Origin of the sequence: Streptomyces marokkonensis, assembly GCF_008312835.1 — a bacterium.
Taxonomy (GTDB): Bacteria; Actinomycetota; Actinomycetes; order Streptomycetales; family Streptomycetaceae; genus Streptomyces; species Streptomyces marokkonensis_A.
Genome location: NZ_VSKS01000002.1, coordinates 1 through 14,358 on the forward strand (window position 1 = coordinate 1; position 14,358 = coordinate 14,358).

The following is a 14,358-nucleotide window of genomic DNA, read 5'->3' on the forward strand; positions in this document are numbered from 1 at the left end:
TGACCGACAACGCCTGGGCTTACACGAAGAACACCTGGCGCGACACCTGCCGGAATCTGGGGATCCAGCCGCGCTGGACCCGGCCGTGGCGACCGCAGACCAACGGCAAGGTCGAACGCACCGACCCCACACCGGCATCGACGGCCACACACCCGCCAGCCGCGTCACCAACCTGTCGGAACAACACATCTAGGGCCCCTGCTGTCGCCCGCATGATGGACGCCTCCCCATGGCACTTCGTGCCAGCCGGTAACCTGACCGTGGGCCGTGACTGGCGCGCTGGGATGGAGCAACCATCAGGAAGCGGCCCCCGGAACCGTGACCCGCAGGGACCGGAAATGTGCCGTGCGCCTGGGCCGTACCGTGAACGCTGAACGCCACGTCCGGAGGTCCCTCATGTCTGCCGAGCCCCTCTCCACCGCTTCCACCGCCTTCCGCGCCGCCCTCGACGTGATCCGCGCCGTCGAGCCGCGCGTCGCCGACGCCATCGGCCAGGAGGTCGCCGACCAGCGCGAGATGCTCAAGCTGATCGCCTCGGAGAACTACGCCTCCCCGGCCACCCTCCTCGCGATGGGCAACTGGTTCAGCGACAAGTACGCCGAGGGCACCGTCGGACGCCGCTTCTACGCCGGCTGCCGCAATGTCGACACCGTCGAGTCGCTCGCCGCCGAGCACGCCAAGGAACTCTTCGGCGCCCGACACGCCTACGTCCAGCCGCACTCCGGCATCGACGCCAACCTCGTCGCCTTCTGGTCCGTCCTCGCCGACCGCGTCGAGGCCCCCTTCCTGGAGAAGGCCGGCGCCCGCCAGGTCAACGACCTCTCCGAGGCCGACTGGGCCGAACTCCGCCAGGCCTTCGGCAACCAGCGCATGCTCGGCATGTCCCTGGACGCCGGCGGCCACCTCACCCACGGCTTCCGCCCGAACATCTCCGGCAAGATGTTCGACCAGCGCTCCTACGGCACCGACCCGGCCACCGGCCTGATCGACTACGAGGCCCTGCGCACCTCCGCCCGTGAGTTCAAGCCGCTGATCATCGTCGCCGGCTACTCCGCCTACCCCCGTCTGGTGAACTTCCGGATCATGCGCGAGATCGCCGACGAGGTCGGCGCCACGCTCATGGTCGACATGGCGCACTTCGCCGGTCTCGTCGCGGGCAAGGTCCTCACCGGCGACTTCGACCCGGTCCCGCACGCCCAGATCGTCACCACCACCACCCACAAGTCGCTGCGCGGCCCGCGCGGCGGCATGGTGCTGTGCGACGACTCCCTCAAGGACCAGGTCGACCGCGGCTGCCCGATGGTCCTCGGCGGCCCGCTCCCGCACGTCATGGCCGCCAAGGCCGTCGCCCTCGCCGAGGCCCGCCGGCCCGCCTTCCAGGACTACGCCCAGCGCATCGTCGACAACTCCCGCGCCCTCGCCGAGGGACTGATGCGCCGCGGTGCCGCCCTGGTCACCGGCGGCACCGACAACCACCTCAACCTGATCGACGTCGCCACCTCCTACGGCCTCACCGGCCGCCAGGCCGAGGCCGCGCTGCTCGAGTCGGGCATCGTGACCAACCGCAACGCCATCCCCGCCGACCCCAACGGAGCCTGGTACACCTCCGGCATCCGCATCGGCACCCCCGCGCTGACCACCCGCGGCCTGGGCACCGCCGAGATGGACGAGGTCGCCGGCCTCATCGACCGCGTCCTCACCACCACGGAGCCCGGCACCACCAAGTCCGGCGCCCCGTCCAAGGCCTCCCACGTCCTCGACGCGAAGGTCGCCGACGAGATCTCCCGCCGCGCCACCGACCTGGTCGCCGGCTTCCCGCTGTACCCGGAGATCGACCTCGGCTGAGGCGTCCCCTCGCGAGCGACGCACGGCGGTCCGGTTGCGCACCGGGCCGCCGTGCGCCGTCGTCAGACGTCCAGCAGTTCCTGCCGCGGACCGGGGTCGTCCTTCCGCCGGTGGATCAGCCGTGCCACATGCGGGCGCAGCAGCAGGGCCAGCGCCGCTCCGGCCACCACCCCCGGTATCACCCACCACCAGTCGGTGGAGTCGGCCGGCGCAGCGCGGGTCTCGGATGCCGCTGCGGCCGTACCTTCGTCGGTCGCCGGGCCGGCCTGCGCCGTCTCCCACGGTGCCGGGTACACCCCGGATGCCGGTGCCGGGGCTGTCGTCGTGCCCATGACGCCCAACTCGAACAGGAACTTGTACACATCCGAAGGGTTATCGGCACGGTGCCAGAACCCGTTCGGCGACTCAGGGACGTGCGACGCCGTGTGTATCCATACGTCATCGTTCGGGAGCCCCACGAAGACCCGGTCCACGCGCCAAGGCGTCACGTCGTGCACCATCCATGTCACATTGATCAGCCGGGCCGATCCCGAGACGGCTTCCGGCGGCCTCTCACGGGTGCCTTCGCCGACCGGGCCGAGCAGTCTCTCCAGCCGGCCGTACTCCGCGTCGGAGTAGAACAGCGAGGCCGTCTCCCGGCTCTCCGGCGAGACCACCAGCACGCTCGTCGGCCCCCCGGCGACGGCCGGCGACGCTCCCCACATCATCAGGGCCAGCGCGGCCGCCAAGGCCCCCGCACTCGCCGTCAGTTGTCGGACACTGCCCTTCCATCCGCGCATCCGGGCCCCCACTCGGCCGGTCGATCCCCGTGCGGCCCGCGCACGAGCCGCCTGTCACTTCTGGTACACCGCCCGGACCGCCCAGGTTCCCCACCGGTCCACCTCGATTCCGCGACATCCGCCGGCGAGGCCCAGCCGTCACCCGCCCGATTCCTCGGCCGTCGCCGCGATCTCCAGCGCCCGCGCCTTGGACGCCACCCCCTCCAGCCGCAGCGTCACACCGTCCGCCGCCGCCCCCTGACCGTCCACCGCACCCCTGTGACCCCACAGCAGCGTCGGCCCCGCCGTGCGCTCCGCCCGGGTGAACCGGTGCCCGTCCGTGTCGACCATCCAGAAGGTCAGCACATGCGGCCGCGGGAACCACAGAACCGGCTCCGCACCCCGGTCCTCCGTGCCCTCCTCGCCCAGCGACGCCCACTCCGGCTGCTCGCGCACGCTCTTGACGAAGGTGATGTCCAGGCGGCCCGGGAACTCGTCCAGCCGGATCGTGCGCCCCTTCTCCCGCCAGCACAGGCTCACCTGGGACCGTCCCCGCGGCAGCCCGCTCACCGTCACCGCGTCCGGAAGCCCCAGCGCCTTCGGCACCAGCGGCGTGAACCCGGCCCGCCGTTCCGCCTCACCGAGCGGCACCGACCGCCCGCAGCCGGGCACCTCTGCCCCCGAAGAGGGCACCGCCGACGGGTCGTACCGCACCTCGACCCCTCCGAAGGCGAACCAGTCGGTCACCGCGGCCCGCACGGGGGGCGTCAGCGCCAGCACCGTCAGCAGCCCGCACACCGCCGCGACCAGCTTCCGCCGGCGCGCCCGCGCCCAGCGCCGCACCGTCAGCAGCCGCGCCCGGGCGCCCGTCGGCTCGGCGACCGGAACCGGCACCCGCTCGGCGAGTATCTGCCCCAGCACCCGCTCGACCATCGACTCGGACCCCGCGGCCCCGCCCGGCCCGTCCAGGGACCGGCCGAGGGCCCGCAGCTCCTCCCGCAGCCGCTCGGCCTCGCCGTCGTGGCGCTCACCCACACCTCTCACCCCCTTCCCGGGGCCGGAAGTCCGGCAGCAGGCGCTCCAGCTTGCGCAGGGCGCGGTTCAGCCGGGACTTCACCGTGCCCCGCGGCCAGCCCAGGGCCTGGGCGGTCTCCCGCTCGTCCATCTCCAGCAGATAGCGGTAGGTGACGACGAGCCGGTGCTCCTCGCTCAGCTTCTCCAGGGCGGCCACCAGCGCCCCGCGGCGCTCCGTCTCCAGCGTCGCCACCGCCGGATCGGCCGATTCCGGTATCACGGGCTCCGCCTCCACGAACGCCGCCTCACGGCCGGCGAGGGTGCTTCTCCGCACCGCCGCGCGCACGGTGTTCCTCGTCTCGTTGGCCACGATCGACAGCAGCCACGGCCGGAACGCCGTCCCGTCCCGGAACCGGCCCAGCGCGCAGTACGCCTTCACGAACGCCTGCTGCACCACGTCCTCCGCGTCCGCCCCCGCACCGAGCGCGGCGGCCGCCCTGAGCGCGATGCCCGTATGGGCCCGCACCAGCTCCGCGTACGCCTCCGGCTCCCCGGCGCGTACGCGTGCGATCACCGCGGCCTCATCGACGATGCGGCCCCCCTCCCGCGTCCTCACACCCTTGTTACACCGCCGGGCTCGGATCGGTTCCCACCTGTTTCCGGTCGGTTCCGGACCGCTCGGCGGGACCTGAGAGAATGAGGGCATGGCTCCTGACCGCCCGCCCGTCTCCCACCACCACCCTCAGGGGAATGGCTTCGCCATGCAGCATCGTCCTCGCGTGCTCTCCGGAATCCAGCCCACCGCAGGCTCGTTCCACCTCGGCAACTACCTCGGTGCCGTCCGCCAGTGGGTGGCCCTGCAGGAGACCCACGACGCGTTCTACATGGTCGTCGACCTGCACGCGATCACGCTTCCGCAGGACCCGAAGGAGCTGCGCGCCAACACCCGCCTCGCGGCCGCCCAGTTGCTGGCCGCCGGACTGGACCCGGACCGCTGCACGCTCTTCGTGCAGAGCCATGTGCCCGAGCACGCCCAGCTCGCCTGGGTGATGAACTGCCTCACCGGCTTCGGCGAGGCCTCCCGGATGACCCAGTTCAAGGACAAGTCCGCCCGGCAGGGCGCCGACAGCGCCTCCGTCGGCCTGTTCACGTACCCGATCCTCCAGGTCGCGGACATCCTGCTCTACCAGGCGGACGAGGTGCCGGTGGGCGAGGACCAGCGCCAGCACATCGAGCTCACCCGCGACCTGGCCGAGCGGTTCAACGGCCGGTTCGGCGAGACGTTCACCAAGCCGAAGCCGTACATCCTCAAGGAGACGGCGAAGATCTACGACCTCCAGGACCCGTCGATCAAGATGAGCAAGTCGGCGTCCACGCCGAAGGGCCTCATCAACCTCCTGGACGAGCCGAGGACCACCGCCAAGAAGGTGAAGAGCGCGGTCACCGACACCGACACGGTGATCCGCTACGACGTCGTGGAGAAGCCCGGTGTGAGCAATCTCCTCACGATCTATTCGACCCTCACCGGAGCGGACATCCCCGCACTGGAGCAGAAGTACGCCGGCAAGGGCTACGGTGCGCTCAAGACGGACCTCGCCGAGGTCGTGGTCGACTTCGTCACCCCGTTCAAGGAGCGCACCCAGCAGTACCTGGACGACCCCGAGACGCTTGACTCGGTCCTGGCCAAGGGCGCGGAGAAGGCGCGTGCCGTCGCCGCGGAGACCCTTGCGCAGGCGTACGAACGGGTGGGTTTCCTGCCCGCCAAGCACTGAACCGGCGCTGAACCGGCACACGGCGCGATCCGTACCACCGCACAGCGCTGCACATCACTCCGGTTGCGCCTGCCCGCATCCGGGTCGTGGTCGTACAGTCGATATCCGGGTGACCGTTTCGGCGGTCACCGGGTGCTCACCGCAGTTTCACCACCGCGCTTCACCACCACTACGACAGGAGACGACGTGGGGACCGTAACGATCGGTGTGTCGATCGCGGTCCCGGAGCCTCACGGCAGCCGGCTTCAGCAGCTGCGCGCGGGCTTCGGCGACGCCGCGGCTCACGGCATCCCCACCCACGTCACCCTGCTGCCGCCGACCGAGCTCGAGGACCGCGACGTGCCCGCCGTCGAGGCGCACCTGAGCGAGGTCGCCACGGCGGGCCGGCCGTTCCCGATGCGGCTGTCGGGCACCGGCACGTTCCGTCCGCTGTCGCCGGTGGTGTACGTCCGGGTCGTCGAGGGCGGTGAGGCCTGCGCCTGGCTGCAGAAGCACATCCGCGACGCCTCCGGGCCGGTCGCCCGCGAGCTGCAGTTCCCGTACCACCCGCACGTCACCGTGGCGCACGGCATCGAGGAGGCGGCCATGGACCGCGCCTTCGAGGAGCTCGCCGGCTACGAGGCCGAGTGGCCGTGCACGGGCTTCGCCCTCTACGAGCAGGGGGCCGACGGGGTGTGGCGCAAGCTGCGCGAGTTCCCGTTCGGTTCCGTGGTGGTGCCCCCGCAGGCCGGCAGCGTGGACCTGGGATCCGTCTCCGCCCACTGAACACCCGCGCCGGGGCTCAGACCGGCAGCCGCCGGAACACCCCGCGCGGCAGGTGCCGCAGCGCCGACATCACCATCCGCAGCGCCCCCGGCACCCAGACCGTCTCCGCGCGGCGCCGCAGCCCCAGCTCCACGGCCGCCGCGACCGCCTCCGGGGTGGTGGCCAGCGGCGCCTCGGGCAGCCCGGCCGTCATCCGCGTACGGACGAAGCCGGGGCGTACGACCATGACGTGCACGCCCGTGCCGTACAGCGCGTCGCCGAGGCCCTGGGCGAAGGCGTCCAGGCCGGCCTTGCTGGAGCCGTAGATGAAGTTCGCGCGGCGGGCCCGCTCGCCCGCGACCGAGGACAGCACCACCAGCGAGCCGTGCCCCTGCGCCTGGAGCGCGCCCGCGCACACCAGGCCCGCCGAGACCGCGCCGGTGTAGTTGGTCTGCGCGACCCGTACCGCGGCTCCCGGGTCCCGCTCGTCGTGCGCCTGGTCGCCCAGGGTGCCGAAGGCGAGCAGCACCATGTCGATGTCGCCCTCGGCGAAGACCTTGCCGAGCGTGTCCTCGTGGGCGGCGGGGTCGAGCGCGTCGAAGGCGACGGTGCGCACCTCGGCGCCGAGACCGCGCAGCTGCCCGGCGGCCTCGTCCAGGCCCGGGGAGGGGCGGCCGGCCAGCCACACCGCGCGGGTGCGGCGGGCGATCAGCCGCCGCGCGGTGGCCAGCGCGATCTCGGACGTACCGCCGAGGACGAGCAGGGACTGGGGGAGGCCGAAGGCGTCCTTCACGACAGCTCCTCAGGGGGCTGGGGTCGACGGTTTCAGAGGTGGAGCCTGCGGGACAGGTCGGAGGTGAACACCCCGCGCGGGTCCAGTTCGGCGCGCAGCGCGCGGAAGTCGTCCAGGCGGGGGTACATGGCCGCGAGCAGCTCCGGGCGCAGCCGGGAGTCCTTGGCGAGGTAGACGCGCCCGCCCGCGCCGGCCACCTCCTCGTCGAGCTCGTCGAGGAAGCCGCTGAGTCCGGGCAGCGACGCGGGGACGTCCAGGGCCAGGGTCCAGCCCGGCACGGGGAAGGAAAGCCAGCCCGGATCGGCCTCACCGAAGCGTTTGAGGACGGCCAGGAAGGACGGGCAGCGCCGTGCGGAGATCCGGCGCACGATCCGGCGCAGGGTGTCCTCCCGCCCGTGCCCGACGACGAACTGGTACTGCACGAAGCCGCCCCGCCCGTAGACCCGGTTCCAGTGCGGCACGCCGTCCAGGGGGTGGAAGAAGGCCGGGATCCGCTGGAGCTGCCCGGTCCGGGCACGGGGCGCCTTGCGGTACCAGAGCTCGTTGAACAGCCCCACGGTGGTGCGGCTGAGCAGGCCCTCGGGGACGAAGGCGGGGGCGGCCGGGAGACGCGAGGTGCGGAAGGACAGGGGCTCCCCGCGCGCGCGGGTGCCGCGGGGCAGCGCGTCCAGGGGCGCGTGGTCGCCCCGTGTGAGCACCGCGCGGCCGGTGGCGCGGCCCCGGGCCAGCAGATCGATCCAGGCGACCGAGTACCGGTAGCGGTGGTCGGTGCCGGTGAGACGGGCCATCAGGTCGTCGAGATCGGTCGCGCGTTCGGTGTCGACCGACATCAGGGAGGTCTCGACCGGCTGGAGCCGGATCGTCGCGGTGAGGACCACCCCGGTCAGGCCCATGCCGCCCGCGGTCGCCTCGAACAGCGGCGTGCCCGGCACGACCGTGCCGACCCGCCCGTCGGCGGTGAGCAGTTCGAAGGACAGCACGTGGCGGGAGAAGGAGCCGGACACGTGGTGGTTCTTGCCGTGGATGTCGGCGCCGATCGCCCCCCCGACGGTCACGTAGCGGGTGCCGGGCGTCACCGGCACGAACCAGCCGAGCGGCAGCAGCACCTCCATCAGGCGGTGCAGGGACACGCCCGCGTCGCACAGCACCGTGCCGCCGTCGGCGTCGATCGCGTGGACCCGGTCCAGGCCCGTCATGTCGAGCACCGCGCCGCCCGCGTTCTGCGCCGCGTCCCCGTACGCCCGTCCCAGGCCCCGCGCGATGCCCCCGCGGGGGCCGCACTCCCGGACGGCCAGGGCGGCCTCCTCGTACGTCCGTGGGCGGATCAGCCGGGCGGCGGTGGGAGCCGTGCGGCCCCACCCCGTGACGGAAACGGTGTCGGCGGGCATGACGGCGACCGTATCGCCCCTGTGTGACTCATTGGATTTGAAACGTCACCCTCGTCCCCGAAATGGGTGATTAATGGGATGTCGCTCAATAGTGGCGGAATTCCGGCCCGCCGGGGGTGAACAGTGGGTCCACATGGACGACCACCACGACCTCCCGCACCCCCGCGGTCTCCACGCCCTCGACCACCGGATCGTCGCCGCGCTCAGGGCGTGCGGCACGGACCCGCGCGTGGGTGCCACCGCGCGGGCCCTGTCCTGGGCGGGGGAGCACGGGGCGCTGTGGCTCGCGGCGGGACTCGCCGGAGCCGTCGCGGACCGCCCCCGGCGCGGCGCCTGGCTGCGCGGCACCGTGCTCACCGCCGGCGCCCACGCCGTCAGCATGGGCGTCAAGCGGGTCGTGCGCCGCCCCCGCCCCGCCCATGTCGAACCGCTCGTCGGCACGGCCGGCCGGCACTCCTTCCCCAGCTCGCACGCCACCTCCGCCGCGGCCGCCGCCGTCGCCTTCGGCGCGCTGGGCGCCCGCGCGGTGCCGCCGCTGGCCGCCGCCGTGTGCGTCTCCCGCCTGGTGGCCGGCGTCCACTACCCCTCGGACGTGGCGGCGGGCGCCGCCCTCGGCGCGCTGACGGCCCGGCTCGGCACCCGCTGGATGACGGGAGGCCCCGCGTGACCCTGCTGCGCGAGCGCTCCGGCCGACGGCAGGCCGCACCGTCCGGCAGGGGCGGCCTCCTCAAGGGCCTGCTCAGAACCGCACGGCCCAAGCAGTGGGTCAAGAACGTTTTGGTGATCGCCGCCCCGGCCGCCGCCGGCCAACTGTTCTCCGCCCACGCGCTGACCCGACTCGCCCTGGTGTTCGTCCTGTTCACCGCCTGCGCCGCCGCCGTCTACCTGGTCAACGACGCGCGCGACGCCGCGGCCGACCGCGCCCACCCCACCAAGTGCCGCCGCCCGGTCGCCGCCGGCCAGGTCCCCGTCCCGGTCGCCTACGCCGCCGGGATCACCCTCGGTGTCCTCGCACCGGTCGTCGCGGCCCGGCTGTGCCCACCGGAGGTCGCCGCGCTGCTGACCGCCTACCTCGGCATGCAACTGGCGTACTGCCTCAGCCTCAAGCACGTCCTCGTCGTCGACCTCGTCGTCGTCACCACCGGCTTCGTGATGCGCGCGGTGATCGGCGGGCTCGCCCTCGGCATCCCGCTGTCGCGCTGGTTCCTGATCACGACCGGGTTCGGAGCGCTGTTCATGGTCGCGGCCAAGCGCTACTCCGAGGCCGTGCGGATGGCCGGCACGGCGGGCGCCACGCGCGCGCTGCTCACCGAGTACACCACCGGCTACCTCCGCTTCGTCTGGCAGCTCGCCGCCGGTGTCGCCGTCCTCGGCTACTGCCTGTGGGCCCTGGAGGAGGGAGGGGTGCCGCACACCAGCGTGCTGCCCTGGCGGCAGCTGTCCGTGGTCGCCTTCGTCCTCGCCGTCCTCCGCTACGCCGTCTTCGCCGACCGCGGGACCGCCGGCGAACCCGAGGACGTGGTGCTGGGCGACCGCGCGCTCGCCCTCATCGGCGTGGTGTGGGTGGCGATGTACGCCGCGGCGGTGGCGGACTGGTGAGAGCCCGTCTGCTCCGGCACCGGCGGGAGCTCCTCGGTTTCGCCACCGCCGGTCTGCTCGCCTACGCCGTCGACCTGGCCCTCTTCACATATCTGCGCGGCCCCGCCGGATGCGGCCCGCTCACCGCCAAGGCCCTCTCCTTCGTCGCCGGCTGCACGGTCGCCTACGCCGGCAACGCCTACGGCACCTACCGCGGCACACGCGTGCGCGGCGCGCGCCCCTACGCGGTGTTCTTCGCGGTCAACCTCGCAGGCGCCGCCGTGCAACTGCTCTGCCTGGCCGTCAGCCACTACGGGCTCGGCCTCACCTCGCAACGCGCGGACACCGTGTCCGGCGCGGTGATCGGCATGGCACTGGCCACCATTGTCCGGTTCTGGGGCACCCGGACATTGGTCTTCCGCGATGCGGGCAGAGTCGGGTCATGGACTGGCTGAAAAAGCTCCCGGGTGTGGGGCCGTGGGTGGCGCGCCTGATGCTCACGCACGCGTGGCGGTCGTACGAACGTCTGGACCGCGTGCACTGGACGCGGCTGGCCGCCGCGATGACGTTCAGGAGCTTCGTCGCGCTGTTCCCGCTGCTCACCGTGGTGGCGGTGATCGGCGCCGCCACGCTCAGCCAGGACCGGCAGGACACCCTCCAGGACAGCATCACCGACCAGGTGCCCGGCATCTCCGACCAGCTGAACGTCGAGGACCTGGTGCAGAACGCCGGCACCGTCGGCCTCATCGCCGGTGCCGTCCTGCTGTTCACCGGCATCAGCTGGGCCGGAGCCATGCGCGACTGCCTGCGCGCGGTGTGGGAACTGCCCGACGAGGAGGAGAACCCCGTCCTGCGCAAGGGCAAGGACGCGGGCATCCTCGTCGGGCTCGGCGGCGCGCTCCTGGTCACCCTCGTCGCCTCCGCCGTCGCCTCCGCGCTGGTCGGCCGGATCAGCGACGCCATCGGGCTGGAGAAGGGCGGCTGGGGCGGGATCGTGCTGCACGTCGCGGCGTTCGCCGTCGCCGTGGGCGCCGACTTCCTGCTCCTGCTGTACGTCCTCACCCTGCTGCCCGGCGTCGAACCCACCCGGCACCGGCTGACCGTCGCCGCGCTCACCGGCGCGATCGGCTTCGAACTGCTGAAACTGCTGCTCAGCGGCTATATGCAGGGAGTCGCCGCGAAGAGCATGTACGGCGCGTTCGGCGTTCCGGTGGCCCTGCTGCTGTGGATCAACTTCACCTCGAAGCTGGTCCTGTTCTGCGCCGCCTGGACGGCGACGCAGAGCAAACTGGACGAGGTGCCCGAGGTCACGGACGCGAGCGGCGGCGCACCAGGTCCGGCAGCGGCCAGCGCCGGCTGACCAGGTACGCACCGCCCGCGAGCAGCACCAGCAATCCGCCCGCGATGCCCAGCGCGATACCCATGCCGTCGGTGCCGCCGCCCGTCGGGGCGCTCGCCACCGGCTTCGACCCTGCCGCGGCGCCACCGGCCTCCCCCGCCTCCGACGGGGAGGCGGACGGACCCGGCCGGGCACCGGCCCGGGCGGCGCTCCTCGGCGGCACCAGCTCACCGACCGGCTCGACCTTGCCGGCTGCCTTGAAGCCCCAGTCGAACAGTCGTGCGGTCTCCTTGTAGACCTCGTTCGACTCGTCCTTCTGCGGGTTCATCACGGTGACCAGCAGCACCTTGCCGCCCTGCTCGGCGACGCCGGTGAAGGTGGCGCCGGCGTTGGTGGTGTTGCCGTTCTTCACACCCGCTATGCCCTGGTAGACGGGCACGTCGGAGTCACCGCTCAGCAGCCGGTTGGTGTTCTGGATCTCGAAGGACCCGCGGACCTTCTTGCCCTTCTTGTTCTTCTTCGTCCCGCCCGGGAACTTCGCCCGCACCGTCGAGGCGTACTCCCGGAAGTCCTTCTTCTGCAGCCCCGAGCGGGCGATCAGCGTCAGGTCGTACGCCGACGACACCTGCCTCTCGGCGTCGTAGCCGTCCGGGCTGACCACGTACGTGTCGAGGGCCTGGAGCTCCTCGGCGTGCTCGTTCATCTCGTCGACGGTGTTCTCGACACCCCCGTTCATCGCCGACAGCACATGCACCGCGTCGTTGCCGGAGCGAAGGAACACGCCCAGCCACAGGTCGTGGACCGTGTAGGTCTCTTCCTCCTTGATCCCGACCATGCTGGAACCGGCCCCGACACCGGCCAGGTCGGAGACCTGCACCTTGTGCTCCGTCGTCCTGGGCCACTTCGGCAGCAGCGTGTCGGCGAACAGCATCTTCAGCGTGCTCGCCGGGGCCAGCCGCCAGTGCGCGTTGTGCGCGGCGAGCACCTCGCCCGACTCGGCGTCGGCGACGATCCAGGACCGGGCCGACAGCCCCTTCGGCAGCACCGGGACCCCGCCCGCCAGGTTGACCTGGGTCCCCGGCTGCCCGAGCCGGGCGCCGCCCACCGTCGACATCGTCGCCGGGGGAGTGGCCGACGGGGTCGTCGACGGCTTGGGTGCCGCCAGTGCGACGGGCGCGGTCAGCGCGGTGGACAGCAGGACGGCGGAAGCGACCAGCAGCGAGCGCCGGACGGTGTTCTTGGGTGCGGGCACGGTCGGAAACGTACATGCCACATCTGCGGAAGTCCCGCCCCGCTCCCCACCCCGGGCAAGGAACCGGACAGTGGCCGGTGATACTGGAGGCATGCCGTGCTCATCCGGGGGACACACCCCGGACCCCCGGCCGGCCGCGGGAGCCCGGCGCTGCGACGAAAGGTCTGTTTCGGTGAAACTCAGCCGCCCCGTCTCCTGGTTCCTGCTCGCCTTCGGGGTGTGGAGCTGGGTCATCTGGATCACTTTCGTCAGGAACCTGGTCAAGGACAGCAGCGGGCTCGCGTTCGATGACGGGAATCCGACGGCCTACTTCTTCGTTCATCTGACGCTCGCCGTCGTCTCCTTCGTATTGGGGACGGTCATCGGCGGCATCGGGTTGCGCGGACTGCGCGCACTGAGCCGGACGTCACGAACGGCGTCGTAACGGAAAGCAGGGGAACTCCGCACCGTGGCCATCGTCTTCGTACTCATCGCGCTGCTGGTTCTGGCCGTCCTGGTCACGGGCAACTGGTACGTGTGGCGGCGTCTGTTCCGGGACACCACGCGGGGCCCGGGCGCGGTGCGCCGCGCGGGTGCGGTGGTGATCGCCGGGGGCTGGGCGCTGGCCGTCGGCGCTCTCGTCGCCGAGAACGCCGGTGCGCCCTTCTGGCTCCAGCAGGTGCTGGCCTGGCCGGGGTTCCTGTGGCTGGCGCTGTCCCTGTACCTGCTGCTGGGGGTGCTCGCGGGTGAGCTGGTGCGGCCGGTGCTGCGCCGGGTCCTGGAGCGGCGGGCGAGGACGGCGGAGGCGGCGACCGCCCCGGCGAAGCCGGAGCCGATACCGGCCGGACAGGGGGCGGGACCCGCGGGGTCCCGTGCGCAGGGTGCCGGAGCGGGCGGGGACGGGGCCGGCGGCGGCCCCGCCGACCCGGACGGCCCGGGCGTCCCCGCCTCGTCCTCCGGGCCTTCCCGGCGGCTGTTCGTCTCCCGTGTGGTCGCAGGGGCCGCCGCCGCGGCGGCCGTGGGGACCGTCGGCCACGGAACGTACGGGGTGCTGCGCGGGCCGGGCGTGAAGCGGGTCACCGTGCCGCTGGCCAGGCTGCCCCGCGCGGCCCACGGTTTCCGGATCGCGGTCGTCAGCGACGTCCATCTGGGGCCGGTGCTCGGGCGGGGCTTCGCGCAGAAGGTCGTCGACACGATCAACTCGACCCAGCCGGACCTCATCGCGGTCGTCGGGGACCTGGTGGACGGCAGTGTGAAGGATCTGGGGCCGGCCGCGGCTCCGCTGGCGCAGCTGAGGGCGCGTCACGGATCCTTCTTCGTCACCGGCAACCACGAGTACTTCTCCGGTGCCGAGCAGTGGGTCGAGGAGGTGCGGCGGCTCGGGCTGAATCCGCTGGAGAACGCGCGGACGGAGTTGCCCCACTTCGATCTGGCGGGGGTCAACGACGTGGCCGGTGAGGACGAGGGGCAGGGGCCGGACTTCGCGCGGGCGCTGGGGGACCGTGATCGGGAGCGGGCGTGTGTGCTGCTGGCACATCAGCCTGTGCAGATCCATGAGGCCGTGGACCATGGGGTGGACCTGCAGTTGTCGGGTCATACGCATGGCGGGCAGCTGTGGCCCGGGAATCTGATCGCCCGTGGCGCGAATCCGACGCTGGCGGGGCTGGACCGCTACGGGGACACGCAGTTGTACGTCAGCCGGGGTGCCGGTGCGTGGGGGCCGCCCACCCGGGTGGGTGCGCCGTCGGACGTCACGGTGATCGAGCTGGCTTCGCGGCAGGCCTGAGGGCGGGGCGCCGGGGCGGGCCGGGGGCGGGTCGTCTCACCTGCGCTTGCGGGGTGCCTCCCGCAGGGGGCGCCCCCAGCGCCCGCCGGTGCCGCCCGGGGACACCTCGC

At 72.5% G+C, this 14,358-nt stretch carries 15 protein-coding genes, 1 pseudogene and 1 riboswitch; of the genes and pseudogenes, 10 read left to right on the forward strand and 6 right to left on the reverse strand.

Translation table 11 applies throughout. The features are described 5' to 3' along the window. Both F1615_RS37055 and F1615_RS02775 read left to right on the forward strand, forming a co-directional pair. Positions 1-193: pseudogene (locus F1615_RS37055) on the forward strand (IS481 family transposase); the annotation flags it as partial. Positions 194-257: 64 nt separating this feature from the next. Continuing rightward, positions 258-364: riboswitch (ZMP/ZTP riboswitch) on the forward strand. Positions 365-396: 32 nt separating this feature from the next. Continuing rightward, positions 397-1,845: a glycine hydroxymethyltransferase gene (locus F1615_RS02775; RefSeq protein ID WP_149547252.1), complete on the forward strand. Its 1,449-nt coding sequence runs from the start codon at positions 397-399 to the stop codon at positions 1,843-1,845. A 62-nt stretch (positions 1,846-1,907) separates the two neighbouring features. On the opposite strand, the gene F1615_RS02780 is transcribed toward F1615_RS02775, so the two are convergent. The 3 genes from F1615_RS02780 to F1615_RS02790 all read right to left on the reverse strand — a co-directional run bounded on the left by F1615_RS02780 (position 1,908) and on the right by F1615_RS02790 (position 4,191). Further along, entirely contained in the window at positions 1,908-2,624 is a 717-nt protein-coding gene (locus tag F1615_RS02780; RefSeq protein WP_149547253.1) for a hypothetical protein, read from the reverse strand. Positions 2,625-2,762: 138 nt separating this feature from the next. Next, positions 2,763-3,638, reverse strand: coding sequence for a hypothetical protein (locus F1615_RS02785; RefSeq protein WP_341873406.1), 876 nt, complete (start codon positions 3,636-3,638; stop codon positions 2,763-2,765). After that, entirely contained in the window at positions 3,631-4,191 is a 561-nt protein-coding gene (locus tag F1615_RS02790) for an RNA polymerase sigma factor (protein WP_149547255.1), read from the reverse strand. The genes F1615_RS02785 and F1615_RS02790 overlap by 8 nt, the downstream gene beginning before the upstream one ends. Positions 4,192-4,378: 187 nt before the next feature. Here F1615_RS02790 and trpS point away from each other — a divergent pair, with 187 nt between their 5' ends. Further along, the gene (trpS, locus tag F1615_RS02795) at positions 4,379-5,389 is read left to right on the forward strand and encodes a tryptophan--tRNA ligase (RefSeq protein WP_280118883.1); all 1,011 of its coding nucleotides are present in this window, start codon (positions 4,379-4,381) and stop codon (positions 5,387-5,389) included. Positions 5,390-5,575: 186 nt separating this feature from the next. Next, a complete protein-coding gene (locus F1615_RS02800) occupies positions 5,576-6,154 on the forward strand; it encodes a 2'-5' RNA ligase family protein (protein ID WP_149547257.1) in 579 nt (192 codons plus the stop codon). A 16-nt stretch (positions 6,155-6,170) separates the two neighbouring features. On the opposite strand, the gene F1615_RS02805 is transcribed toward F1615_RS02800, so the two are convergent. Together F1615_RS02805 and F1615_RS02810 are read right to left on the reverse strand one after the other, a co-directional pair. Further along, positions 6,171-6,926, reverse strand: coding sequence for a decaprenylphospho-beta-D-erythro-pentofuranosid-2-ulose 2-reductase (locus F1615_RS02805; RefSeq protein ID WP_149547258.1), 756 nt, complete (start codon positions 6,924-6,926; stop codon positions 6,171-6,173). A 32-nt stretch (positions 6,927-6,958) separates the two neighbouring features. Continuing rightward, positions 6,959-8,314, reverse strand: a complete 1,356-nt coding sequence (locus tag F1615_RS02810; RefSeq protein WP_149547259.1) for an FAD-binding oxidoreductase — start codon at positions 8,312-8,314, stop codon at positions 6,959-6,961. 133 nt (positions 8,315-8,447) lie between these two features. On the opposite strand from F1615_RS02810, the gene F1615_RS02815 reads away from it, so the two are divergent. Genes F1615_RS02815 through F1615_RS02830 form a run of 4 tightly spaced genes read left to right on the forward strand, consistent with a single transcriptional unit; the run spans position 8,448 to position 11,252 of the window. Then, a complete protein-coding gene (locus F1615_RS02815) occupies positions 8,448-8,981 on the forward strand; it encodes a phosphatase PAP2 family protein (protein WP_149547260.1) in 534 nt (177 codons plus the stop codon). Further along, a complete protein-coding gene (locus F1615_RS02820; RefSeq protein ID WP_149547261.1) occupies positions 8,978-9,913 on the forward strand; it encodes a decaprenyl-phosphate phosphoribosyltransferase in 936 nt (311 codons plus the stop codon). Before F1615_RS02815 ends, F1615_RS02820 begins: the two co-directional genes overlap by 4 nt. Beyond that, positions 9,910-10,347 (forward strand): GtrA family protein, encoded by a 438-nt coding sequence (locus F1615_RS02825; protein ID WP_167533645.1) that lies wholly within the window; start codon positions 9,910-9,912, stop codon positions 10,345-10,347. Before F1615_RS02820 ends, F1615_RS02825 begins: the two co-directional genes overlap by 4 nt. Beyond that, on the forward strand, positions 10,335-11,252 hold the full coding sequence (locus tag F1615_RS02830) for a YihY/virulence factor BrkB family protein (protein ID WP_149547262.1): 918 nt from the start codon (positions 10,335-10,337) through the stop codon (positions 11,250-11,252). The genes F1615_RS02825 and F1615_RS02830 overlap by 13 nt, the downstream gene beginning before the upstream one ends. Here the strand turns inward: F1615_RS02830 and F1615_RS02835 are convergent. Beyond that, the gene (locus F1615_RS02835) at positions 11,200-12,483 is read right to left on the reverse strand and encodes a D-alanyl-D-alanine carboxypeptidase family protein (protein ID WP_244328623.1); all 1,284 of its coding nucleotides are present in this window, start codon (positions 12,481-12,483) and stop codon (positions 11,200-11,202) included. The genes F1615_RS02830 and F1615_RS02835 overlap by 53 nt on opposite strands. A 172-nt stretch (positions 12,484-12,655) precedes the next feature. On the opposite strand from F1615_RS02835, the gene F1615_RS02840 reads away from it, so the two are divergent. Then, entirely contained in the window at positions 12,656-12,907 is a 252-nt protein-coding gene (locus F1615_RS02840) for an SCO4848 family membrane protein (RefSeq protein WP_149547264.1), read from the forward strand. Positions 12,908-12,931: 24 nt separating this feature from the next. Then, positions 12,932-14,248, forward strand: a complete 1,317-nt coding sequence (locus F1615_RS02845) for a metallophosphoesterase (RefSeq protein WP_149547265.1) — start codon at positions 12,932-12,934, stop codon at positions 14,246-14,248. Positions 14,249-14,358: the final 110 nt, after the last annotated feature.

Coding starts and splice junctions, on each gene's coding strand:
- F1615_RS02815 (WP_149547260.1), top strand. CDS start 8,448: ATGGACGACCACCACGACCTCCCGCACCCCCGCGGTCTCCACGCCCTC.
- F1615_RS02830 (WP_149547262.1), top strand. CDS start 10,335: ATGGACTGGCTGAAAAAGCTCCCGGGTGTGGGGCCGTGGGTGGCGCGC.
- F1615_RS02775 (WP_149547252.1), top strand. CDS start 397: ATGTCTGCCGAGCCCCTCTCCACCGCTTCCACCGCCTTCCGCGCCGCC.
- F1615_RS02810 (WP_149547259.1), bottom strand. CDS start 8,314: ATGCCCGCCGACACCGTTTCCGTCACGGGGTGGGGCCGCACGGCTCCC.
- trpS (WP_280118883.1), top strand. CDS start 4,379: ATGCAGCATCGTCCTCGCGTGCTCTCCGGAATCCAGCCCACCGCAGGC.
- F1615_RS02780 (WP_149547253.1), bottom strand. CDS start 2,624: ATGCGCGGATGGAAGGGCAGTGTCCGACAACTGACGGCGAGTGCGGGG.